At 38.0% G+C, this 18555-nt stretch carries 17 protein-coding genes; 6 read left to right on the forward strand and 11 right to left on the reverse strand.

The features are described from left to right. Positions 1-107 precede the first annotated feature (107 nt). The 3 genes from hemQ to J2Z82_RS08900 all read left to right on the forward strand — a co-directional run bounded on the left by hemQ (position 108) and on the right by J2Z82_RS08900 (position 2094). Complete coding sequence (gene hemQ / locus J2Z82_RS08890) at positions 108-848, forward strand: hydrogen peroxide-dependent heme synthase (RefSeq protein WP_209480446.1); 741 nt, start codon at positions 108-110, stop codon at positions 846-848. Positions 849-1277: 429 nt separating this feature from the next. Further along, positions 1278-1769 carry a spore coat protein GerQ gene (gene gerQ / locus J2Z82_RS08895; RefSeq protein WP_209480447.1) on the forward strand — a complete coding sequence of 164 codons (492 nt, stop codon included), beginning with the start codon at positions 1278-1280 and terminating at the stop codon, positions 1767-1769. A gap of 73 nt (positions 1770-1842) precedes the next feature. Continuing rightward, positions 1843-2094 carry a hypothetical protein gene (locus J2Z82_RS08900; protein WP_209480448.1) on the forward strand — a complete coding sequence of 84 codons (252 nt, stop codon included), beginning with the start codon at positions 1843-1845 and terminating at the stop codon, positions 2092-2094. On the opposite strand, the gene J2Z82_RS08905 is transcribed toward J2Z82_RS08900, so the two are convergent. From J2Z82_RS08905 to J2Z82_RS08930, 7 genes are all read right to left on the reverse strand, one after another. Further along, positions 2089-2457 carry a DUF423 domain-containing protein gene (locus tag J2Z82_RS08905; RefSeq protein WP_209480449.1) on the reverse strand — a complete coding sequence of 123 codons (369 nt, stop codon included), beginning with the start codon at positions 2455-2457 and terminating at the stop codon, positions 2089-2091. The two genes, J2Z82_RS08900 and J2Z82_RS08905, sit on opposite strands and share 6 nt — an antisense overlap. Before the next feature lie 115 nt (positions 2458-2572). After that, positions 2573-2857, reverse strand: a complete 285-nt coding sequence (locus J2Z82_RS08910; protein WP_209480450.1) for a YwdI family protein — start codon at positions 2855-2857, stop codon at positions 2573-2575. 150 nt (positions 2858-3007) lie between these two features. Next, the gene (locus tag J2Z82_RS19595) at positions 3008-3139 is read right to left on the reverse strand and encodes a hypothetical protein (RefSeq protein ID WP_280922987.1); all 132 of its coding nucleotides are present in this window, start codon (positions 3137-3139) and stop codon (positions 3008-3010) included. Between the two features lie 176 nt (positions 3140-3315). After that, on the reverse strand, positions 3316-3888 hold the full coding sequence (locus J2Z82_RS08915; protein ID WP_209480451.1) for a cytochrome c oxidase subunit 3: 573 nt from the start codon (positions 3886-3888) through the stop codon (positions 3316-3318). Then, positions 3881-5800, reverse strand: a complete 1920-nt coding sequence (locus tag J2Z82_RS08920) for a cytochrome c oxidase subunit I (RefSeq protein WP_209480452.1) — start codon at positions 5798-5800, stop codon at positions 3881-3883. The genes J2Z82_RS08915 and J2Z82_RS08920 overlap by 8 nt, the downstream gene beginning before the upstream one ends. Before the next feature lie 40 nt (positions 5801-5840). Continuing rightward, positions 5841-6524, reverse strand: a complete 684-nt coding sequence (gene coxB / locus J2Z82_RS08925; protein ID WP_209480453.1) for a cytochrome c oxidase subunit II — start codon at positions 6522-6524, stop codon at positions 5841-5843. Positions 6525-6992: 468 nt separating this feature from the next. Then, positions 6993-7292 carry a phasin family protein gene (locus J2Z82_RS08930; RefSeq protein ID WP_209480454.1) on the reverse strand — a complete coding sequence of 100 codons (300 nt, stop codon included), beginning with the start codon at positions 7290-7292 and terminating at the stop codon, positions 6993-6995. Positions 7293-7912: 620 nt separating this feature from the next. Here J2Z82_RS08930 and J2Z82_RS08935 point away from each other — a divergent pair. Both J2Z82_RS08935 and J2Z82_RS08940 read left to right on the forward strand, forming a co-directional pair. Next, on the forward strand, positions 7913-10027 hold the full coding sequence (locus J2Z82_RS08935) for a choice-of-anchor J domain-containing protein (RefSeq protein WP_209480455.1): 2115 nt from the start codon (positions 7913-7915) through the stop codon (positions 10025-10027). 112 nt (positions 10028-10139) lie between these two features. Beyond that, complete coding sequence (locus tag J2Z82_RS08940) at positions 10140-11489, forward strand: YjiH family protein (RefSeq protein ID WP_209480456.1); 1350 nt, start codon at positions 10140-10142, stop codon at positions 11487-11489. A 273-nt stretch (positions 11490-11762) separates the two neighbouring features. Here J2Z82_RS08940 and J2Z82_RS08945 read toward each other — a convergent pair whose 3' ends face one another. From J2Z82_RS08945 to ku, 3 genes are all read right to left on the reverse strand, one after another. Continuing rightward, positions 11763-12590: a sugar nucleotide-binding protein gene (locus J2Z82_RS08945; RefSeq protein WP_209480479.1), complete on the reverse strand. Its 828-nt coding sequence runs from the start codon at positions 12588-12590 to the stop codon at positions 11763-11765. Between the two features lie 34 nt (positions 12591-12624). Continuing rightward, positions 12625-13641 carry an acyltransferase family protein gene (locus J2Z82_RS08950; RefSeq protein ID WP_209480457.1) on the reverse strand — a complete coding sequence of 339 codons (1017 nt, stop codon included), beginning with the start codon at positions 13639-13641 and terminating at the stop codon, positions 12625-12627. Between the two features lie 225 nt (positions 13642-13866). Further along, positions 13867-14730, reverse strand: coding sequence for a non-homologous end joining protein Ku (gene ku, locus J2Z82_RS08955; protein WP_209480458.1), 864 nt, complete (start codon positions 14728-14730; stop codon positions 13867-13869). 115 nt (positions 14731-14845) lie between these two features. Here ku and J2Z82_RS08960 point away from each other — a divergent pair, with 115 nt between their 5' ends. After that, a complete protein-coding gene (locus tag J2Z82_RS08960) occupies positions 14846-16636 on the forward strand; it encodes a DNA ligase D (protein ID WP_245251313.1) in 1791 nt (596 codons plus the stop codon). Between the two features lie 318 nt (positions 16637-16954). Here the strand turns inward: J2Z82_RS08960 and J2Z82_RS08965 are convergent, their stop codons facing one another. Continuing rightward, positions 16955-18349 carry an L-cystine transporter gene (locus tag J2Z82_RS08965; RefSeq protein WP_209480460.1) on the reverse strand — a complete coding sequence of 465 codons (1395 nt, stop codon included), beginning with the start codon at positions 18347-18349 and terminating at the stop codon, positions 16955-16957. Positions 18350-18555 lie beyond the last annotated feature (206 nt).

Raw genomic sequence — 18555 nt, forward strand, 5'->3', positions numbered from 1 at the left:
TTTGACGGAGTGGTGACAAAACCTTATTCCATGATTATCGTTCCCTAATTATGATATAGTAAAAATATATGATGATTAATTTCAAATTGATGAAGGAGAGATATAGAATGGCAGCAGAAGCAGTTGAAACCTTGGATGGCTGGTATTGTTTGCATGATTTACGTACGATTGACTGGACATCCTGGAAATATGCATCCAGTGAAGAACGCGAATCAGCAATCCATGAATTTAAAAACCTACTTACCAAATGGGAAGCAGTTGAAAATGAAGAAAATGGAAGTCATGTTTTATATAAAGTTGTTGGCCAAAAAGCTGATTTAATGTTTATGTTTTTGCGTCCAACTATGAATGAACTGACTGATATTGAAACGGAATTTAATAAATCAAAATTTGCCGAGTTTCTACTTCCTGCCCATTCGTATGTATCAGTTGTTGAGCTTTCGAAATATGGCCCTCAGCATGCGGAGGATGATCCAAGAACACAGGAACGCCTGAAACCGATTCTGCCTAAATGGGAGCATATCAGTTTCTACCCGATGAACAAAAGTCGCGATGGCGAAGATAACTGGTATTCAGTTGATTTTAAAGATCGGGCAAAATTACTTTATGAACATAGTAAAACAGGTCGAAAATACGCAGGTAATATTAAGCAAATTATCACCGGTTCATTCGGTTTTGATGACTGGGAGTGGGGCGTAACCCTTTTTGCTCATGATCCATTACAGCTGAAAAAAATTGTTTACGAAATGCGCTTTGATGAAGTAAGTGCACGATTCGGTGAGTTCGGCGAATTTTTCGTTGGAAATCACTTGGCAAAAGATGATATTGACGCTTATTTACACGTATAGACTGGATGAAATTGTCTCGATACATTCGAGGCAATTTTTTTGTTTAATTGGAAGGTGAAACTTCAAATTCTTCAACCTAAAATAGACAGCTTTAACCACAACTCACACATACACATGTTAGGCTCATTCCTGCAAACTACAAAAATTCCTTTTAGGACAGTCATTATTCCGCCCATACTTACATACACATATTTAGTAGACCTAACCAGCACGAGTACAGAAACGTAGTGTGTTTGGTGTGGCTCTTATTCGATACAATCAAAAATAATGCGTGCTGAAGCTTATTTATACTTTCTTAACTTCCAAGCAAATTATTAGCGGAAAAAGGTACTATGCCCGCCAATGGAACAGAGAGAGATACAAAGCACATTGTTACTTTGCACCAACAGCATCAAAATGTCCAAAAGCATACTAATAGGAGGTTTTTTTATGAGTGAGAACGAGAGAAATGAGAATCAAGGCTTTACAAATTCCTACCAGCAATATCCTTACTATTACTATCCACAATTTTCTCCAGCTTATTATCCAGCTTATGACCCTAGACAAGTGCCTCAGAGTCCGCAAAACCAGCAAGCCCAACAAGCACAACAGGCACAACAGCAACAACAAGCTGATGGCATGGGGCAACTTGGTACTGGCCAACTTCCAATGGAGCAATCGTACATTGAAAATATTCTTCGGCTGAATGAGGGAAAAGCTGCTACTGTGTATATGACATTTGAAAATAATAGTCAATGGAATGCTAAAGTTTTTAGAGGAATTATTGAAGCAGCCGGAAGAGACCATATCATTTTAAGTGATCCTCAATCAGGAAAAAGGTATTTACTGTTAATGATATACCTTGACTATATAACTTTTGATGAGGAAATAAATTACTCATACCCGTTTGGAAATGGAGAATCAGTATACCCATCAAGATAAGCAACTGTTGAGCGTTAGAAAAACTTGGTATTAAACCAAGTTTTTCTATTATCAACAACTGGGGGAAGTTCAAATGAGACATCCTTATGAAAAATTCATTCGCCTTGAATTGATAACCCTTGTTTTAGTTGTGATAATTGGGCTTATTTCTATTTTTCAAGGTATTCTCATCATCATGCTGTTTAGCTTATATTTATTATCTATTAGTATTTTCTGTGAAGCGCTTATTGCTATGAACACTCATAATACTGCAGAGGGTGCGAAACAGTTTGTTAAAGGTGCTATGCTGATGCTTGTCACAACGATCCTTCTCTTCCAACTATAGATACTTCATAACAGCATACCCAAGCAGCACCCAGCCAACTAGAAATGCAACGCCTCCAATTGGTGTAATCATTGCAAAAGTTTTAATGCCGGTAGTTGAATAGATATATAGCGTTCCTGAGAATAATAGAATACCAACCAGGAACATCCAGCCTGCCCAGACCATGCCGCCGCTCTGTAATTTCGCTAACAGTAATCCAGTTATCAGTAGTGCCATTGTATGAAACATTTGATAGTTTACTGCTTTGTCCCACGTTTTTAATGCCTTTTCGGACAACTTCCCCTCAAGCCCATGTGCTCCGAAAGCTCCCAGGGCAACCGCCAGGAACCCGTTTATTGCTCCCAGAATTAAGAATAACTTCATATTTATGCCCCTCTCTTTTTCAGCAGTTAAGAAAGTATAAATACTTCCTTTCTGCATAAGTGCAACTAAGGCTTATCTATATAAAGGCTGCGATAAGCTAAGTTTTCTAATGTTGTTAAAAGTCGAATATAGAACTTCCATTTGCATCGTCACTATCTTCAATTTCACGATGTGTTGTGCTTTCTTTTCGACCATTATTGCTATGTCCGATCATCGCTTTCATTTCTTCCGTTGAAATCTCACTACTATTAGATTTTGGCTTTTCTTCCAATATTAGTTCACAAAGAAGCTGTACATTAGCAATATGTTTTTGCACCACAGCATTATCATTGTTTTTTTGCTGTGCTTGCGTTAATTCTTTCATCATTTTCTGAATGATTGTATCAGTTTCCACTGCCATGATGACCACTCCTTTTTTCAATCTGAACTCAATTAATTATAACACTTTCAGCAGAATTACAAAAAGCCTTGAATGCTATCTCCAAGACTTTTTGGGCTTAATCCGATATATCGTTCAAATGTTCATTATGTATGTTTAATGGAAAACACCTTAAGCATTCACCTGCTGTTGTTCCCTCGTATAGCGCTCATAAACCCATTGTAAAAACTCTACTTCGTTCTTATACAATCGCCTTCCAAGCTTTTCTTCCGTATCCTCCAGTAGATGCAAAAAGCTTTTCATAACGCTATATCCCCCCTATTGTGGTGCAACCGTATTTTTCCCCTTTTTTAATTGTACCGTTAATTATAAAGGTAATCAACAGAAAATTTGCTAAATTGTTTAATTTACTGATAAAATATCCCTATATTTTACCGTTTCAGGAATAATGATGGTAATTATTACCTATTATTCAAATTCTACACTAGGTAAGGGAGATAAACAAGAATAACAATAAACACCCAAATAACATCAACGAAGTGCCAATAGTACGCAAATATTGATTGTTTTTCTGTATAAAGTCCATATGGTATTTTCCTAGTGTATTGAATAAGCAGCAGTATCATCCAACATATGCCAAACATAACATGTGCTGCATGTAGTCCAACAAGTACATAAAACGATGAAAGGAAATTATTCACTCCAATGCTGTAACCTTCCTCTGCATATTTATAAAACTCATGAATTTCAAGACTTAAGAATAGTAGTCCGAGTAATAGTGTTACGCCAATGCCAACTACAATTTTAGCAGTTTGATGATGTTTTAAACCCTTTTCTGCTATTATCAATGTACCACTGCTGGATAATAGAAAAATCGATGACAGAATAACACTGTTTGCCTCGAATACTTCACTCGGCTCAGGCCCCCCAGAAGATGGCGTGAAGATCAAATATGTCGCAAATAATGTAGCGAACATAATGCTCTCGACAAATAAGTAAATGTAAAATCCGAACTGTCTATCCTTAAATAAAACCGCTTGCTGTTCATTCATGTGAATGTTCCTCCCTATAGTACGCTTTCCGTTCATCATTCAAAAAACGAACAATTAGTAAAAGGAAAGTGAAGGTACCTCCAATGACTGATATCCAATACCATGTATAAATCATGCCAATACTTATAACAAATAACGAAAATGCAAACAGTACTGGCAAAATAGTATTTACCGAAATAGGTGCTGGGCGTACATTAGCAGTTGTTCGTATTCTTCGTTTGTTAACTTTTGCATACCAATATGGATCAATTTCTCTCACAACCGGCATCGGTTCAAATGGATGTTCCGGTGAAGGAGACCTCACAGTCCATTCCAGCGTACGTCCGTTCCATGGATCATTACCAGTGTTTAAACCATATTTATGAGTTTTATAGATATTCCAACCGAGAAATAGCATACTGCTCCCCATTAAAAACGCGCCAATTGTACTTGTCAGATTTAAAAGGAATATTCCGTCACTCCATTGGTATGTGAAAACGCGGCGTGGCATCCCTTCCAGACCAGTAATATGCATCGGTAAAAAGGTTAAATGAAATCCAATCACAAATAGCCAGAAATGCCATTTACCCAGTTTGTCATCGAGTACTTTGCCAGTAATTTTTGGATACCAATAGTACAGACCAGCAAAAATACCTAAAATAGTACCTCCAATTATCGTATAGTGAAAGTGTGCCACAACAAAATGACTGTCATGGTACTGAAAATTCGCTGCTGCAACTGAGAGCATAACCCCTGTTACGCCACCCATAACGAAAGTAGGGATAAAACCAAGCGCAAAAAGCATTGGCGTGGTTACCCTGACAACACCACCTCGAATCGTAAAAAGCCAATTAAATATTTTAATTCCAGTTGGAACAGCAATAAGCATCGTCGTAATAGCAAAAAATGTATTAGCCATTGGTCCTAATCCTACGGTAAACATGTGATGTGCCCAAACCATAAAGCCAAGAAACCCTATTAAGGCAATCGACACGACCATCGCCGGATAGCCAAATATCCGTTTTTTCGAAAAAGTTGAAATGACGTCCGAGAAAATACCAAACGCAGGCAGGACAAGAATATACACCTCAGGATGACCAAAAATCCAAAATAGATGCTGCCAATAGACAGGTGAACCTTCATTACCAGAGAAGAATGCTGTACCAAACATCCGATCAAACATTAATAAGTATAGAGCAATCGACAGGACACCAAAGGCGATTAGCATTAAAAATGACGTGATTAAACTTGACCATGGAAAAAGGGGCATACGAGTAAGCTTCATACCAGGAGCACGGTTTCGTATAATGGTAACGATCATATTAATCGCAAAAAAAATCGTTCCAAGGCCCGATACCTGAAGACCAAACACATAGTAATCATTACCAACATCTGGTGTGAAAACTTCTGTAGAAAGAGGTGCATAACCAGTCCACCCAGCATTCGGGGCAGTATTAAAGAAAAATGACATATTAAATAAGATAGCACCAGCTAAAAACAGCCAGAAGCTAACCGCGTTCAAAAATGGAAATGCCAGGTCTCTGGCACCTATTTGTAACGGTACAGCGACATTCATAAGCCCGATTAATAATGGCATTGCCACAAAGAAAATCATCATTGTGCCGTGTGTTGTAAAGAGTTCATTATATTTATCGCCTTGAAATACCCAGAAATCATTATTTGGAACTGCTAACTGGGTACGAATTAACAATGAATCTATTCCAGCTCGAAGAAAAAATAGAATACCAAACAATATATAGAGCGTTCCTATTTTCCGATGATTTGTAGTACGCATGAATTGCCATATAATTGGCCATTTCTTTTTTTTAAAAACATATATCGTTAAAAATGCTCCCATGATAATCGTCAGAATCCATGCCGATATGACGTCTGATGGCAAAGAAAATAGTTGATTCAAAAATGGTATGGACATTTGTTACACCTCTATTCCGAATTCCATGCTGTCTTTTCGTTTATTTTTTCAGCCATTGATTATAAGATTCTTCAGAAACCACCTTTGTGGTAAAACGCATTTTAGCGTGTTGTGTCCCACAAAACTCAGCACACTTCCCTGCATATGTTCCGATTTCTGCATCTTTGATTTCATAAATGAGCTCTTTATTCGGCAGAACATCGGTCTTCCCTGCCAACTCTGGAACCCAGAAAGAATGTATAACATCTTTTGATTTTAAATGGAAAACAATCGTCTCTCCTTCTGGAATAACTAATTGATTAATTGTTTCCTTTCCATTTTCATACGTGAAAGTCCAAGCAAACTGTTGTGCGGTAACTTCAACATGTGTAGCTTTTTCCTGTGTTTCTACAGATTTATCAGGTGATTGTTCATATGTAATGGCAACTGTAGGAACAGCAAGTACCACAAGTAACAAAACTGGCAACACGGTCCAAGTTATTTCTAGCTTTTTATTTCCTTTTACATCATCTGGAATAGTCCCCCTATTTTTATCTGTTTCACGATATTTCCAGACAAACCTTGCAAACAATAAAACGACAACAGTCATAACAATCATCATTAGTGCAAAACTGAACACGATTAAGAACGCCTGATCATTTCCTGTCTCACTATTTGGGTTGAGTACAGTAATCTCACAGCCTGTTAATAATAGAAATATAGGTATTAATACTAATTTTTTCATCGGGATCATCAGCCTTCTGACAAGTTGTCATTTTAATGGACTATTATCCTTTCTTTTGTGGTATTAAACATTTACTTAGGGAAACCACTTTTATCCACCAAAAACATTGAAAACTTGGTTGTTCGCCAACCTTTTATTTTCGGACACAGCAGCCCTTATTTCACCTTTCATAATTCAACAATAAAGCAGTAAATCTAAACTATTTGTAAATGTACTAAGCCTGTTGATTTCCACTGCAGGCGGACGCTTTCCGTTCCAATCAACGATCGTAGTACTTTGATAAAACATTAGTTCGTAAAATGGCTCGGATAAATGATACTCACAAATATTTATGCATCTATCAAAAAAAGAGCAAATTCCTATTTGGAAAATGCCCTTTTGACAAAAAAAGCAGTTCAATTAAGAGTACGAATTTTACCCTCGTACTCCGAAACTGAACCACTTAACCTTCAGAAACCTGCTTTCATTCTATTCTTCATCCAGCTTTTCTTCTAATACTGAGATGCGTGCACGTAATTCGTTGATCTCTTCTTTAGTAGCTATACCAAGTTCCTTTGCCATATCTTGCGTTTGTTCAAATTGCTTCGTGCTCCATTCGTCTGTTTTCATTTCACCCTTTTCAACGAAGTTACGCATGACAGTCCTTGCTTGCTCCTGTGACAACTCATTTTTGTCAACGAGCTCCTGGAGTTTTCTATCAAGCTTTTCCTTCCCACTTACTGCTGCTCCAAGGCCTAACAAAAATCCTTTTCTTAAAATATCACTCATTCTATACACCCCCTACTGGCTTCTAATTATAAATTAATAGTGTTTTTTTAGCAGGTAAGAAAGTATAACACCTTTTCTTACTGCATAAGTGCAAACTAAAAAGCGTTACTAAAGATACTCCTGCAAAGGTGCCACCAATTATTTGCTGATTACTGAGCATATAATTATACAAGCACCTACCACAATCATCGCAAAAATAATTTTCTCTAGCAATAAATAGAAATGGTATATCAGCTTTATATGCTGCTCTTTATGCCATTGTTAATAGCTTTCCCTATTTTTCAGTCAGTCTAACATAGCCCCGGTAATGAAAGAATCGTCTTTGTTAGCTAAGTTTGGCAAAAATCCATCGTTTCAATAATTGTATCATAATTATTCATAATTAATCTTTAAATGTGTATCCTGATTTAACCCTCACCCAAAACATGTACAGTTCTGTCGATAAATTGATTTTTCTGCGCAACAAATGAGTCTTTATGCCTATACAGGTGAGAAAATAGTCGGTAAAATAGGCACAATTAACTATTCCTAATATTTTGAAAATTAGTAAAAGCTTGTTTATAATAGAAGTATGTAGTGAATTTCTACTATATAATACTATGAATCCAGGGAGGTTTTTTATGAAGAAGTTAGTAGCATTTATTTCAGCAAGCGCATTGATTTTATCGTTGGCAGCTCCAGCAGCAGCTAACGATGCATCAGGTCAGGCAGATGAAGTAACCAATTGGGACAAAGAACGTTATGGTGATACAGTAGATATTACGTCTCACCTGAACAAGTTGTCTGAGGATGAGGATTTCCAAAAAGAATCGGCACAGATCATCAGGGAATCTGCTAAAGAATTAAATGATGGTGAAGAAGATGACGGCTCAGCTCAAAATACTGATGGAAATTTCACCTATGATGGTGGAACCAAACTATTCTTAGATCGTGATCTTGCGTTTAAGAATTTTACTTTACGCAGTGTTGGTAATAATGTAGAGATTTGGGTTGCTAATGACCTTAGTTTTCCTGAAGGTGACCCTCGAGATCCACAAGTTGTCACACAAGAACAAGTAGACAAGTTACGTGACGAATTTGATTCGAATATATATTCGACCGTAACAGGTTTCTTTGGAACACCAGATTCGCTAGATGGAAGTAATTCACCATTACCTGGGATGGTTGGTCTGCCAGAGGGCTATTATCAATCAGAGGATGGCACCGATAAAGTAATCATGCTGGTGGATAATATTAAAGATGACAACTACACGGATCCTACCTATCCATTCTTTGTTGCAGGATTCTTCTGGCAAACATTAGAGATGTATATGGATCGTAACATAATTACAATCGATGCGAATAATTGGGAAGAACGATTAGAAGGTACATTCTTCTCCACCACCATTCATGAAATGCAACACTTGATCCATGCTGACAATGACCCTACTGAAACATCATGGCTGAACGAAGGATTCTCAACATTTTCCGAATACCTAGGCGGTTATGGCCATGATGCTGGATCAATCAATTTCCTGCTAGACCACCCAGAGAATTCATTAACAAGTTGGGATGACCATGTAAATGCTGAAACAGGTCCGGAAACAATTGCCGACTATGGATTAGTTTACTTATTTACCCTTTACAACTATGAACAATTTGGACAGGACTTCATTTTAGATGTTGCCAAAAGTCCATTGACTTCAATTGAAAGCTACAACCAGGCGTATCAGGACAACGGAATAGACGAAACATTCCAGAGTGTTTACGAGAAATTCGTGACAGCTGTTTTGATGGACGAACCTGATAATGTGAAAGGTAAAAAAGGTATTTATGGCTTCGACCTAATTGACTTACGTGAGCTTCCTGTTGATGACGAAGGAACTGAACGTGGCACAACGGTCAATTTTGAAAAAGCAAAACAATATGAGAAAGATGGTGTACCAGCATGGGGCGCTGACTATAAGGTATTAGATTTTGACAGTAAAATTAAGGATATCACTTTTAATGGCATTGACTTCTTACCAATGAAGTGGGAGACTGTTGCAGATCCTCTTGGTTCAGAGAACGATGTGTTCTGGGGTAATGAAGGACATGAAGCTGATCATAATTTAATTTTTGAGGCTGATTTGTCCAATGTATCTGAGGCAACACTTAATTTTGATCACTTTATGGACATTGAAGAACAGTGGGATTTCGGTGCTGTCCAGGTCTCCACTGACAATGGCCAGACATGGACTAGTCTTGCTAATGAAAACACCCGTTCCGACATAGTTGCTGAGGGCTATCCAAAAATTAAGGAAAACCTGCCTGGATTTACTGGACATTCTGAAGACTGGGAGCAAGAAAGCTTTGACCTTTCCGAATATGCTGGTCAGCAGGTTCACATCTCCTTCCGCTATTTAACAGATTGGGGATACAATGACACCGGATGGTTTGTTGACAATATCGCAATCCCGGAAATCGGTTTAAGTTTTGATGGCTCTAATACGGATGATTTCCTGTCGAAAGCAGAGCTAGCAGAAGACTACGTTAACTACTCCGTTACATTTGTCAATAAAGACAAGCATGGAAAATACAAAGTAAAACATGTAGATCCATTTAATGTTATGGAAGAAGATGCATTACAATTAAGACAATTATTCAAAAAGGGAACCAACTACATGACAACCTGGTATTCAGCACCTTCCGATCAAACAGACCCAGTTCCATTTGAATATGAGATTAAGTTAAAATCAAATAACGGGAAAAAATAACTCATACGAAAGGCTGATCATCCATCTGGATGATCAGCCTTTTGTCCTTCCTAGTCATATCTTTTCGAATACTTTATAATAGAAATATAAGATTTTCACTTAGGGGGATATCATGAAAAATAACTCGTATGAAATTAGCAACCATTTAAAATTTATTATCCCATCGCTTCTTGGAATATTCCTGTTTATGACTCCTGTTGGTACTGATGGTGGCATGACAATTCCGATTGCTGTTTTAGCTGATTGGATACAGGAATTACTTGGTAATCAGTTATCAGCGATCATGATGATAATTATTACGTTAACTGCAATCATGACCATTGTCGCCAGGTTGCTTGGTAAAGAAGCTTTTAGCAAGACACCATTTTTTCAACAGTTATTTCATGTAAGTACATTTTGGGTAATAACTCGTGTCCTTGCAGCCATTTTTGCAATCATGGTTTATTTCCGAATAGGTCCTGAAGCAATACATGGACCAGCTACGGGACAACTATTATTAGGTGACTTACTGCATGTACTTTTCGCTGTATTTTTATTTGCTGGCCTATTTCTGCCATTATTAATGAATTACGGTTTGTTAGACTTATTCGGTACATTGATGACTAAAATAATGCGTCCATTGTTTAAACTGCCAGGACGCGGGTCAATTGACTCCCTTGCATCATGGATCGGTGACGGCACAATTGGTGTACTTCTGACGAGTAAACAGTATGAGGAAGGATATTATACGAAGCGTGAAGCTGCCGTTATTGGTACCACGTTCTCGGTTGTTTCAATTACATTTACCTTGGTAGTTATTAGTGAAGTGGACCTAATGCATATGTTTATTCCGTTTTATTTAACAGTAATTGCAGCAGGGTTTGTTGCAGCACTAATCATGCCACGAATTCCGCCACTTTCCACAAAGGCAAATACGTATATTACAGAAGCTCAGGGCGGTATTGAAGAAGATATACCCGAGGGTTATAATACACTGACATTCGGCTATAAAAAAGCATTGGATCGCAGTAAAAAAGAAACAAGTATTACTAAATTCTTTAAAGAAGGCGGACAGAACATCCTCGATATGTGGATGGGAGTTGCACCTATCGTAATGGCATTCGGTTTAATTGCCTTAATTATCGCGGAATATACTCCAGTATTTACCTGGCTTGGGCTTCCGTTCATTCCATTATTGGAATTGATGCAAGTCCCATATGCTCAAGCAGCGTCTGAAACTATTCTAATTGGCTTTGCCGATATGTTTCTTCCTGCCATTATTGGATCTTCCATTGAAGCGGAAATAACCAGATTTATTATTGCGGCCTTATCGGTAACACAGCTAATTTACATGTCAGAGGTTGGTGGGCTTTTACTTGGCTCCAAAGTGCCTGTCTCATTTAAAGATTTATTTATCATCTTCCTTTTAAGAACACTGATAACATTGCCGATCATCACCTTAATAGCGCATATGTTATTTTAAAGAAAGGCTGAATTCTAAAAGTTCGTTGTTTTTGACAGAAAAGACATTAGAAAACTTGGCATTCGTTAAAGGGATTCTTATGAAAGCGTACTTTGCTTTCTTAGAACCCCTTATACTCTGGGGTGCAAGCCTTTGGGCGAATTGCCTTAGTTGCACTTATGCAGTAAGAAAGTAGTTATACTTTCTTAACTGCCAAGTAAACAACCCACCATTTCATAATGGTGGGTTGCTTTAATTTATAAATTAATAAAAGGGGGTATTATAGTATACGTTTTAACTAAATTTTTGTTTCGTTATTTCCGTAATTTTTTTGGTATCGAGTGAAGTATTTTTCGGTACTTCCTGATTCACTACCTCTTCCTCTGATTCCTTTTCGACAAGATTCATATCGTAGCCAAATTCCTCTGCCTTTTGCCGCATGAATTCATAGAAGCTTTGACTCTTGTTCGGCCCAACATGATATACACCTGTAACATCATTTTGAACCAATTCAACAACTACATTCGCCAGGTCATCAACATAAACAAACGTACGGATTAAATCATCCCGAAAAGCAATTCGTTTATCTGACCGAAGATGATAAGCTAATTTATCAGTTCGTTCGTCAAGTTTACCTATTTTATTCTCACCATAAATCGGCCCAGCGCGCAATATAGCATAATTGGTCAGTTCTTTCGTTATAAAACGTTCTGCCTTTACTTTTGCATTCGCATAGTTAGCCAGCAAATGGTCATCAGGCAATTTTGACATTGGATGATCCTCATTATATGGCCCTTTACCTTCTGCAAATACAAAATCCGATGAAATGTAAACTAGTTTTGTTTGTGGTGTGAGATGCGTTATTAAGTGCATAAGCCCTTGATCTACTAGTTCATGCTCATTTGGCCCACTCATCACTGACCATACTACCACATCGGGTTGAGCTTTTTTAAAGAAATCAGAAAATGACTCTGGCTGATTAATATCTAGTTTATATAAATCATCAAACATAGTCGGTTCTCTTAAGAATGTTCCTACCACTTCGATATCATGTTTATCTTTTAGCAACTGATATATCGAAGCGCCTGTGTAGCCACTTGCTCCAAATACACATACTTTCATCACTCTTCACCTTCCTTTTCCCATATACTTTGTCTTAAGCATGATGTTGGTGATCTTTATTTTCCGGTCGACTAAACAGCCTTTTCAATTTTGAAATGTTTCCTTCAATAATTGGTTGACTTACTACTTGGATTGGTTTGCTAGATAAAACAAGAACAATTGCCGCCGAAATAGCAGCCAAACCTACTAGATCCAGTACGTTATTTATCTCAAATAATCCTGCTTGCCTGAAAAATTGAATAAAAAACCCATGCAACAGATAGACATATAATGTTCTTGTGCCCAACTTTGTGAACTTATTATGAGCTTTAGGAATCCATGCTAATACGCTGATTGCCATAATAGCTGACGTAAGATATACGAGTAATCGTGCAAACAAGCCAAACTCTGGCTGACCTAAATCACTATACGATTTAGAAGCAAGCAGCCACCCTGAATTAAAATCAGGCGCAATATATATAGCTACTGCTACTGTTGCTATAATTGCAACAGATGCTATCTTTGCACTCTTATGCTTTATCCACATTACATGATTCTGTGTTAGCCAGTAACCTATCAAGAAAAATGGGAAAAATACGAATGTGCGAGATAAACTAAATGTGTGTCCAATTTCTCCAAAATAGCCAACTGCCAAGCCAATACTTATAGCAGTGATTACGCTTAGAACTGCTGGAATCTTTTTGAACCAATACAGCAATATATGCCAGCTGAATAAACTAAACAGAAACCATAATGACCAGTGCGGATAGAACATACCCGTCTGCCAGCCTTCTTTGCCAATGAAAAAGTAATAAACTGTATATAGTACCTGAAAAATAATATATGGTACTAATAACTTTTTAGCTAAATTCAATATATATTTCTTGTTCCCTGATCCTTTTGCGAAAAAACCTGCCAGGAAAATAAATGCTGGCATATGAAATGTGTAAATCCATAAATAAAATGAACTCATTCCCCGTGAATCATCCGTAAATGGCTGTATCATATGGCCAAATACGACGAGGAAAATTAAGAATACTTTCGCGTTATCAAAAAATGCATTTCGTTCCATGCTTCTCATCCCTTTTACGTTCATAATCATCCAACCCTATAATCTTTATACCCGTTTCAAAACAGTAATACGTTAGTAAACCAGTAATTTATTGAGGTTGTTATTGAATTGTAAACGGAATGAAAAAATGAAATATGAATGTTAGGAACTTGGTAAAGGGATTGCAACAAAAGACTGCTAAAAAGAAACATGCCCCTTCCTTATAGGATAGGTGACATGCTCGAATTATTTAGCCGCCTTTTTCTTTTGTGTTGACGATTTAGTCTTCTGTTCTGGTTTCTTTTTCGTCTTTTCTTTTGTCTTTTTTTGCTCACTTTCCTGAGTACGATCGAGTGAAGCCTGCAGTGCGTCCATTAAATTAGTTGCTTTCTCAGGCTTCGGCTTGTCTTTTGCAGTTGTAACTTCTTCCTGATTTTTCTTTTCCTCGATTAAATCTAATAAAGCGGAACGGTATTCATCTTTATATTTTTCTGGATCAAAGGTTGTCGTTAATTGATCAATTAGCATTTTGGCCGTATCCAGCTCTTTCTTTGGTGTATCGGCTTCTTCTGGAACATTTGGCACGTCCTGGACATTACGAACTTCATCTGGAAAATGAATTGTTTCCACTACAAGTGTGTTTTGATAAATACGGATAACCGCCAGCTGTTCTTTTGAGCGTATAATCATTTTTGCAATACCGATTTTCCCTGTGTCCTCAAGTGCAGAACGCAGCAGACTGTACGCCTTGCCTCCACCTTCACTCGGTGATAGGAAATAACTTTTTTCAAAATAGATTGGGTCTATTTCTTCTAATTTTACAAAGTCAACAATTTCTACGGCCTTATCAGCCTGTTCCTTCTTTAAGTTTTCCAGCTCTTCATCATCCAGAACAACAAATTTATTTTTGGCATATTCATATGCCTTTACAATTTCATCATTTTCAATCTCCCTATCACATACTGGACACGTACGTTCATACTTTATCGGAGATTGACATTCTTTATGAAGCTGTCGTAATTTCACGTCTTTATTTTCAGTCGCCGCATGCATCTTTACAGGGATGTTTACAAGTCCGAAGCTGATGGTTCCCTTCCACATCGTGTGCATTAGCATAACCTCCCTTTTTACCATAGTGTACCGCCATAGATTTTTTTTATCCTTTTGATATTTTTCTATTGTATGAGCAACATTAATATAAAGGAGTGTGTTAGCCGTGAATATAATGAAGCCAATTGCCAGTGAGCAAATTCCAACCGGGGCTGAATGGGTTTATGAAGTAAAGTATGATGGATTTCGTTGTGTTCTGCATTGGGAGAAAGAGACTATCCGTTTAATAAGCAGAAACGATACAGATCTTACTGTAAATTTCCCAGAAATCATTCAGGCTTGTCAGGCCAAGCAATCGTCAATTGAGGATTACCTTCCACTCCGAGTTGATGGTGAATTGGTTGTTTTGAATAATGAGTACCAGGCCAATTTTTCCTGGATTCAAAAGCGTGGACGTCTTAAAAAGAAAGAGCCAATTCAAAATGCTGCTGCAACTCGTCCAGCAAGCTTTATGGCGTTTGATTTACTGGAAAATGAGGGTAAATCACTAGTCAACGAAAAGTTTGCTGAACGCAAAAAAAAACTTGCTGTCATTTTTGACAAGGGACAGTTTGAGAGCCTGTTACGTTATGTACCTTTTACAAATGATGCAGATGAATTGTGGGCGAGGGTATTTGACTATAAAAGTGAAGGCATAGTCGCTAAACGTTTGAATAGCGTCTACGGAGATAAAAAGAAGCATAGTGATTGGTTTAAAATCAAAAACTGGCGTAAAATTAATGGGTTTTTAACTTTTTATAATACTGAAAATGACTATTTTACTGTTTGCGTTTTTGATCATGATGAAGTGCTTACTATCGGCAAATGTAAGCACGGACTGGATGATGAGGAATCTAATACTTTGAAGAAACTATTTCGTTCAAATGGGGCAAAAGAAGGCGACGGTTTTAGACTGCCTCCTGCAATATGTGCTGAGATTAATACGTTAGACTTATTTAAAAGTGAGTTACGGGAGCCTGAGTTTAATCAAATATTGCCAAATATGGATGCCTCCGATTGCACATTGGATAAGTTAAAGCTCGATATCACCTTACCTCCAAATACAGTTGAACTTACAAATACAGATAAAATTTTCTGGCCACAGACTAGTATGACAAAGGGAGATTTACTTATATACATAAGGGAAGTTTCTCCTTACATGCTGCCCTTTCTTAAAGATCGTCGTTTAACTGTTATCCGCTGTCCTGATGGGGTACATAAGGAATCTTTTTTTCAAAAACATCTACCTGATTACGCGCCATCCTTCATAACAAGTGTCTATGTAGAGGATGAGGAGTTCTTTATTTGCGACTCATTGAGTTCATTGCTGTGGTTTGCTAATCATGGAGCTGTCGAATTTCATATTCCATTTCAATCGGCTGACAATGACACCCCAACGGAAATAGCTTTCGACTTGGATCCACCTGACAGAGAGGCATTCCCACTAGCTATTAAGGCTGCCAATATACTGAAACAATTGCTTGATAACCTTGAATTAGTTTCATTTGTTAAAACATCTGGCGGAAAAGGGCTGCAAATACACATTCCTATCCCTATCGAAAGCATGACGTATGATCAGACAGGGGTTTTCACCCAAGCAATCGCCTGGACAATTGAAAAGGAACACCCTGAATTATTTACTACTGAACGACTCAAGAAAAACAGAGGAGACCGCCTGTATATTGATTATTTACAGCATGGCAAAGACAAAACATTAATTGCCCCCTATTCACCACGAAAAAGAGATGATGCAACAGTTTCAGCACCATTATTTTGGGAAGAAGTTAAGGAAGGACTCACGCCTGATTCGTTTACAATTGCTAATGTTGTTGAACGTGTGAAAAGGGACGGATGCCCGTTCGATGGTTATTTTGACGTGGGTAAAACCCAAGTAATGGATAAAATCTTGGGGCTTGTGGAGAGGTAATCCTGGTTGGAGTGTTGGCTCGCTCGAGTTTGGGGTGCTGTCGCTCGAGTTTGAGGTACTGTCGCTCGAGTTTGAGGTGCTGTCGCTCGAGTTTGGGGCGCTGTCGCTCGAGTTTGAGGTGTTGTCGCTCGAGTTTGAGCGCTGCTCGCTCGAGTTTGAGGTGCTGTCGCTCGAGTTTGGGCGCTGCTCGCTCGAGTTTGGGGCTGCTCGCTCGAGTTTGAGGTGCTGTCGCTCGAATTGCATGCCAAATCGCGCGAGTTGATCTACTTTTAAAGCAATAAAAATAGTCGCCCCAATCTGGAGCGACTCTTTTTAAAATTATAGTGATGTTTCTTGTTCGATTGCTGTTTTATCGTTAAAGGTTTTCAGGTTTAATTTTTTCATTATACGTGATGTTAAGGTACCTGAAAGCATCGAATCATTTACATTTAATGCGGTACGACCCATGTCGATTAGTGCTTCAATTGATATTAATAGTCCGGCTAATGCAACAGGAAGACCCATTGATGAAAGCACTATTAATGCGGCGAATGTTGCGCCACCACCTACACCTGCTACCCCAAATGAACTTATACCTATGATTAACACTAATTGCGTGATAAATCCTGGTGTAAACGGATCGATTCCAACTGATGGTGCAATCATAACAGCTAACATGGCTGGGTAGATTCCTGCACAACCATTTTGCCCAATCGTAGCACCAAAGGATGCAGACATATTGGCAATTCCGGAATCAACACCAAGTGAGTTTCGTTGCGCTTGAATGTTCAGCGGAATTGTCCCTGCACTTGAGCGTGAAGTAAATGCAAAACCAAGTACTGGCAACACTTTTCTCAAGTAAGTCATTGGATTCAATCCGAATACGCCTACCATAACAAGATGGATGATAAACATGACGGCTAATGCCACATATGAAGCAATAACAAACTTACCTAGTTCCATAATCCCAGCAACATCTGTGTTGGCTACTGTATTTGCCATTAATGCGAGTATACCAAATGGTGTTAAGCGTAAAACCAGTGTTACAATTCGCATAACCACTGCATATATCGAGTTCATTATATTCGTAAACATTTCTGCTTGTTCCGGATTTTTTCTTCGTAAACCGAGAACGGCGATACCGATTATTATCGAGAATATTACAACTGCAATTACAGATGTAGATCGTTGCTGCGTCATATCCAGGAATATATTTGACGGGATAAAGCTTAGAATTTTTTCAGGTGTAGACAGATCCTCTATATCACCTAATCTTGATTCCAGCATTGTTCCTCGATCGTTTTCTGCTTGACCTGCCTCAATTTCACTAGCATTCAAGTCAAATATTGCGGCACTTCCTATCCCTACAAGTGCTGCTATCATTGCGGTTCCCACTAAGATACCAATAATCCAACCTGCCATTTTCCCAAGTTCTGAACCTTTTTCCAAATTAATAATCGATTGAATAATTGAGACCATAACCAGAGGCACGACAATCATCATTAGTAAGCTAATATATCCCCTGCCTACAATATTATACCACTCGGTTGTCTGTGATAACACTTCCGACCCTGCACCGTATACAGCCTGTAAAATGGCACCTAATACGATACCAAGTCCCAAACCTGTGAACACACGTTTACTAAATGAAAAATGTTTCTTTTGCATGTAAATAAGAAGTCCAATGATTGCTGCTAATGCCGCGATGTTCACTAAAATATATGCTAAGTCCACGATAATTCCTCCTTTATCCTTTTTGTTTTTATTGTTCTTTATGCTTGTAGCATCATTATATGATGCCGCACATAAAAACGATACACACTAATATATATTATTCCTATCAAAATAGTATGTTTTAATACTATACAATTGGACGGAATAAATTGTCAAGAGATGAATTACTAGTGGTATCGACAAAAAAATAACAAGGCCACAAAATG

Origin of the sequence: Virgibacillus litoralis (assembly GCF_017873675.1) — a bacterium.
Classification (GTDB): Bacteria; Bacillota; Bacilli; order Bacillales; family Amphibacillaceae; genus Lentibacillus; species Lentibacillus litoralis.

What these genes read in the sequence shown, in the direction of transcription:
- J2Z82_RS08905 (WP_209480449.1), bottom strand. Translation starts at nt 2,457, where the DNA reads ATGAAGTTATTCTTAATTCTGGGAGCAATAAACGGGTTCCTGGCGGTT.
- hemQ (WP_209480446.1), top strand. Translation starts at nt 108, where the DNA reads ATGGCAGCAGAAGCAGTTGAAACCTTGGATGGCTGGTATTGTTTGCAT.
- J2Z82_RS08900 (WP_209480448.1), top strand. Translation starts at nt 1,843, where the DNA reads ATGAGACATCCTTATGAAAAATTCATTCGCCTTGAATTGATAACCCTT.
- J2Z82_RS19595 (WP_280922987.1), bottom strand. Translation starts at nt 3,139, where the DNA reads ATGAAAAGCTTTTTGCATCTACTGGAGGATACGGAAGAAAAGCTTGGA.
- J2Z82_RS08945 (WP_209480479.1), bottom strand. Translation starts at nt 12,590, where the DNA reads ATGAAAGTATGTGTATTTGGAGCAAGTGGCTACACAGGCGCTTCGATA.
- J2Z82_RS08950 (WP_209480457.1), bottom strand. Translation starts at nt 13,641, where the DNA reads ATGGAACGAAATGCATTTTTTGATAACGCGAAAGTATTCTTAATTTTC.
- gerQ (WP_209480447.1), top strand. Translation starts at nt 1,278, where the DNA reads ATGAGTGAGAACGAGAGAAATGAGAATCAAGGCTTTACAAATTCCTAC.
- J2Z82_RS08920 (WP_209480452.1), bottom strand. Translation starts at nt 5,800, where the DNA reads ATGTCCATACCATTTTTGAATCAACTATTTTCTTTGCCATCAGACGTC.
- coxB (WP_209480453.1), bottom strand. Translation starts at nt 6,524, where the DNA reads ATGAAAAAATTAGTATTAATACCTATATTTCTATTATTAACAGGCTGT.
- J2Z82_RS08910 (WP_209480450.1), bottom strand. Translation starts at nt 2,857, where the DNA reads ATGGCAGTGGAAACTGATACAATCATTCAGAAAATGATGAAAGAATTA.
- ku (WP_209480458.1), bottom strand. Translation starts at nt 14,730, where the DNA reads ATGCACACGATGTGGAAGGGAACCATCAGCTTCGGACTTGTAAACATC.
- J2Z82_RS08915 (WP_209480451.1), bottom strand. Translation starts at nt 3,888, where the DNA reads ATGAATGAACAGCAAGCGGTTTTATTTAAGGATAGACAGTTCGGATTT.
- J2Z82_RS08940 (WP_209480456.1), top strand. Translation starts at nt 10,140, where the DNA reads ATGAAAAATAACTCGTATGAAATTAGCAACCATTTAAAATTTATTATC.
- J2Z82_RS08935 (WP_209480455.1), top strand. Translation starts at nt 7,913, where the DNA reads ATGAAGAAGTTAGTAGCATTTATTTCAGCAAGCGCATTGATTTTATCG.
- J2Z82_RS08960 (WP_245251313.1), top strand. Translation starts at nt 14,846, where the DNA reads ATGAAGCCAATTGCCAGTGAGCAAATTCCAACCGGGGCTGAATGGGTT.
- J2Z82_RS08930 (WP_209480454.1), bottom strand. Translation starts at nt 7,292, where the DNA reads ATGAGTGATATTTTAAGAAAAGGATTTTTGTTAGGCCTTGGAGCAGCA.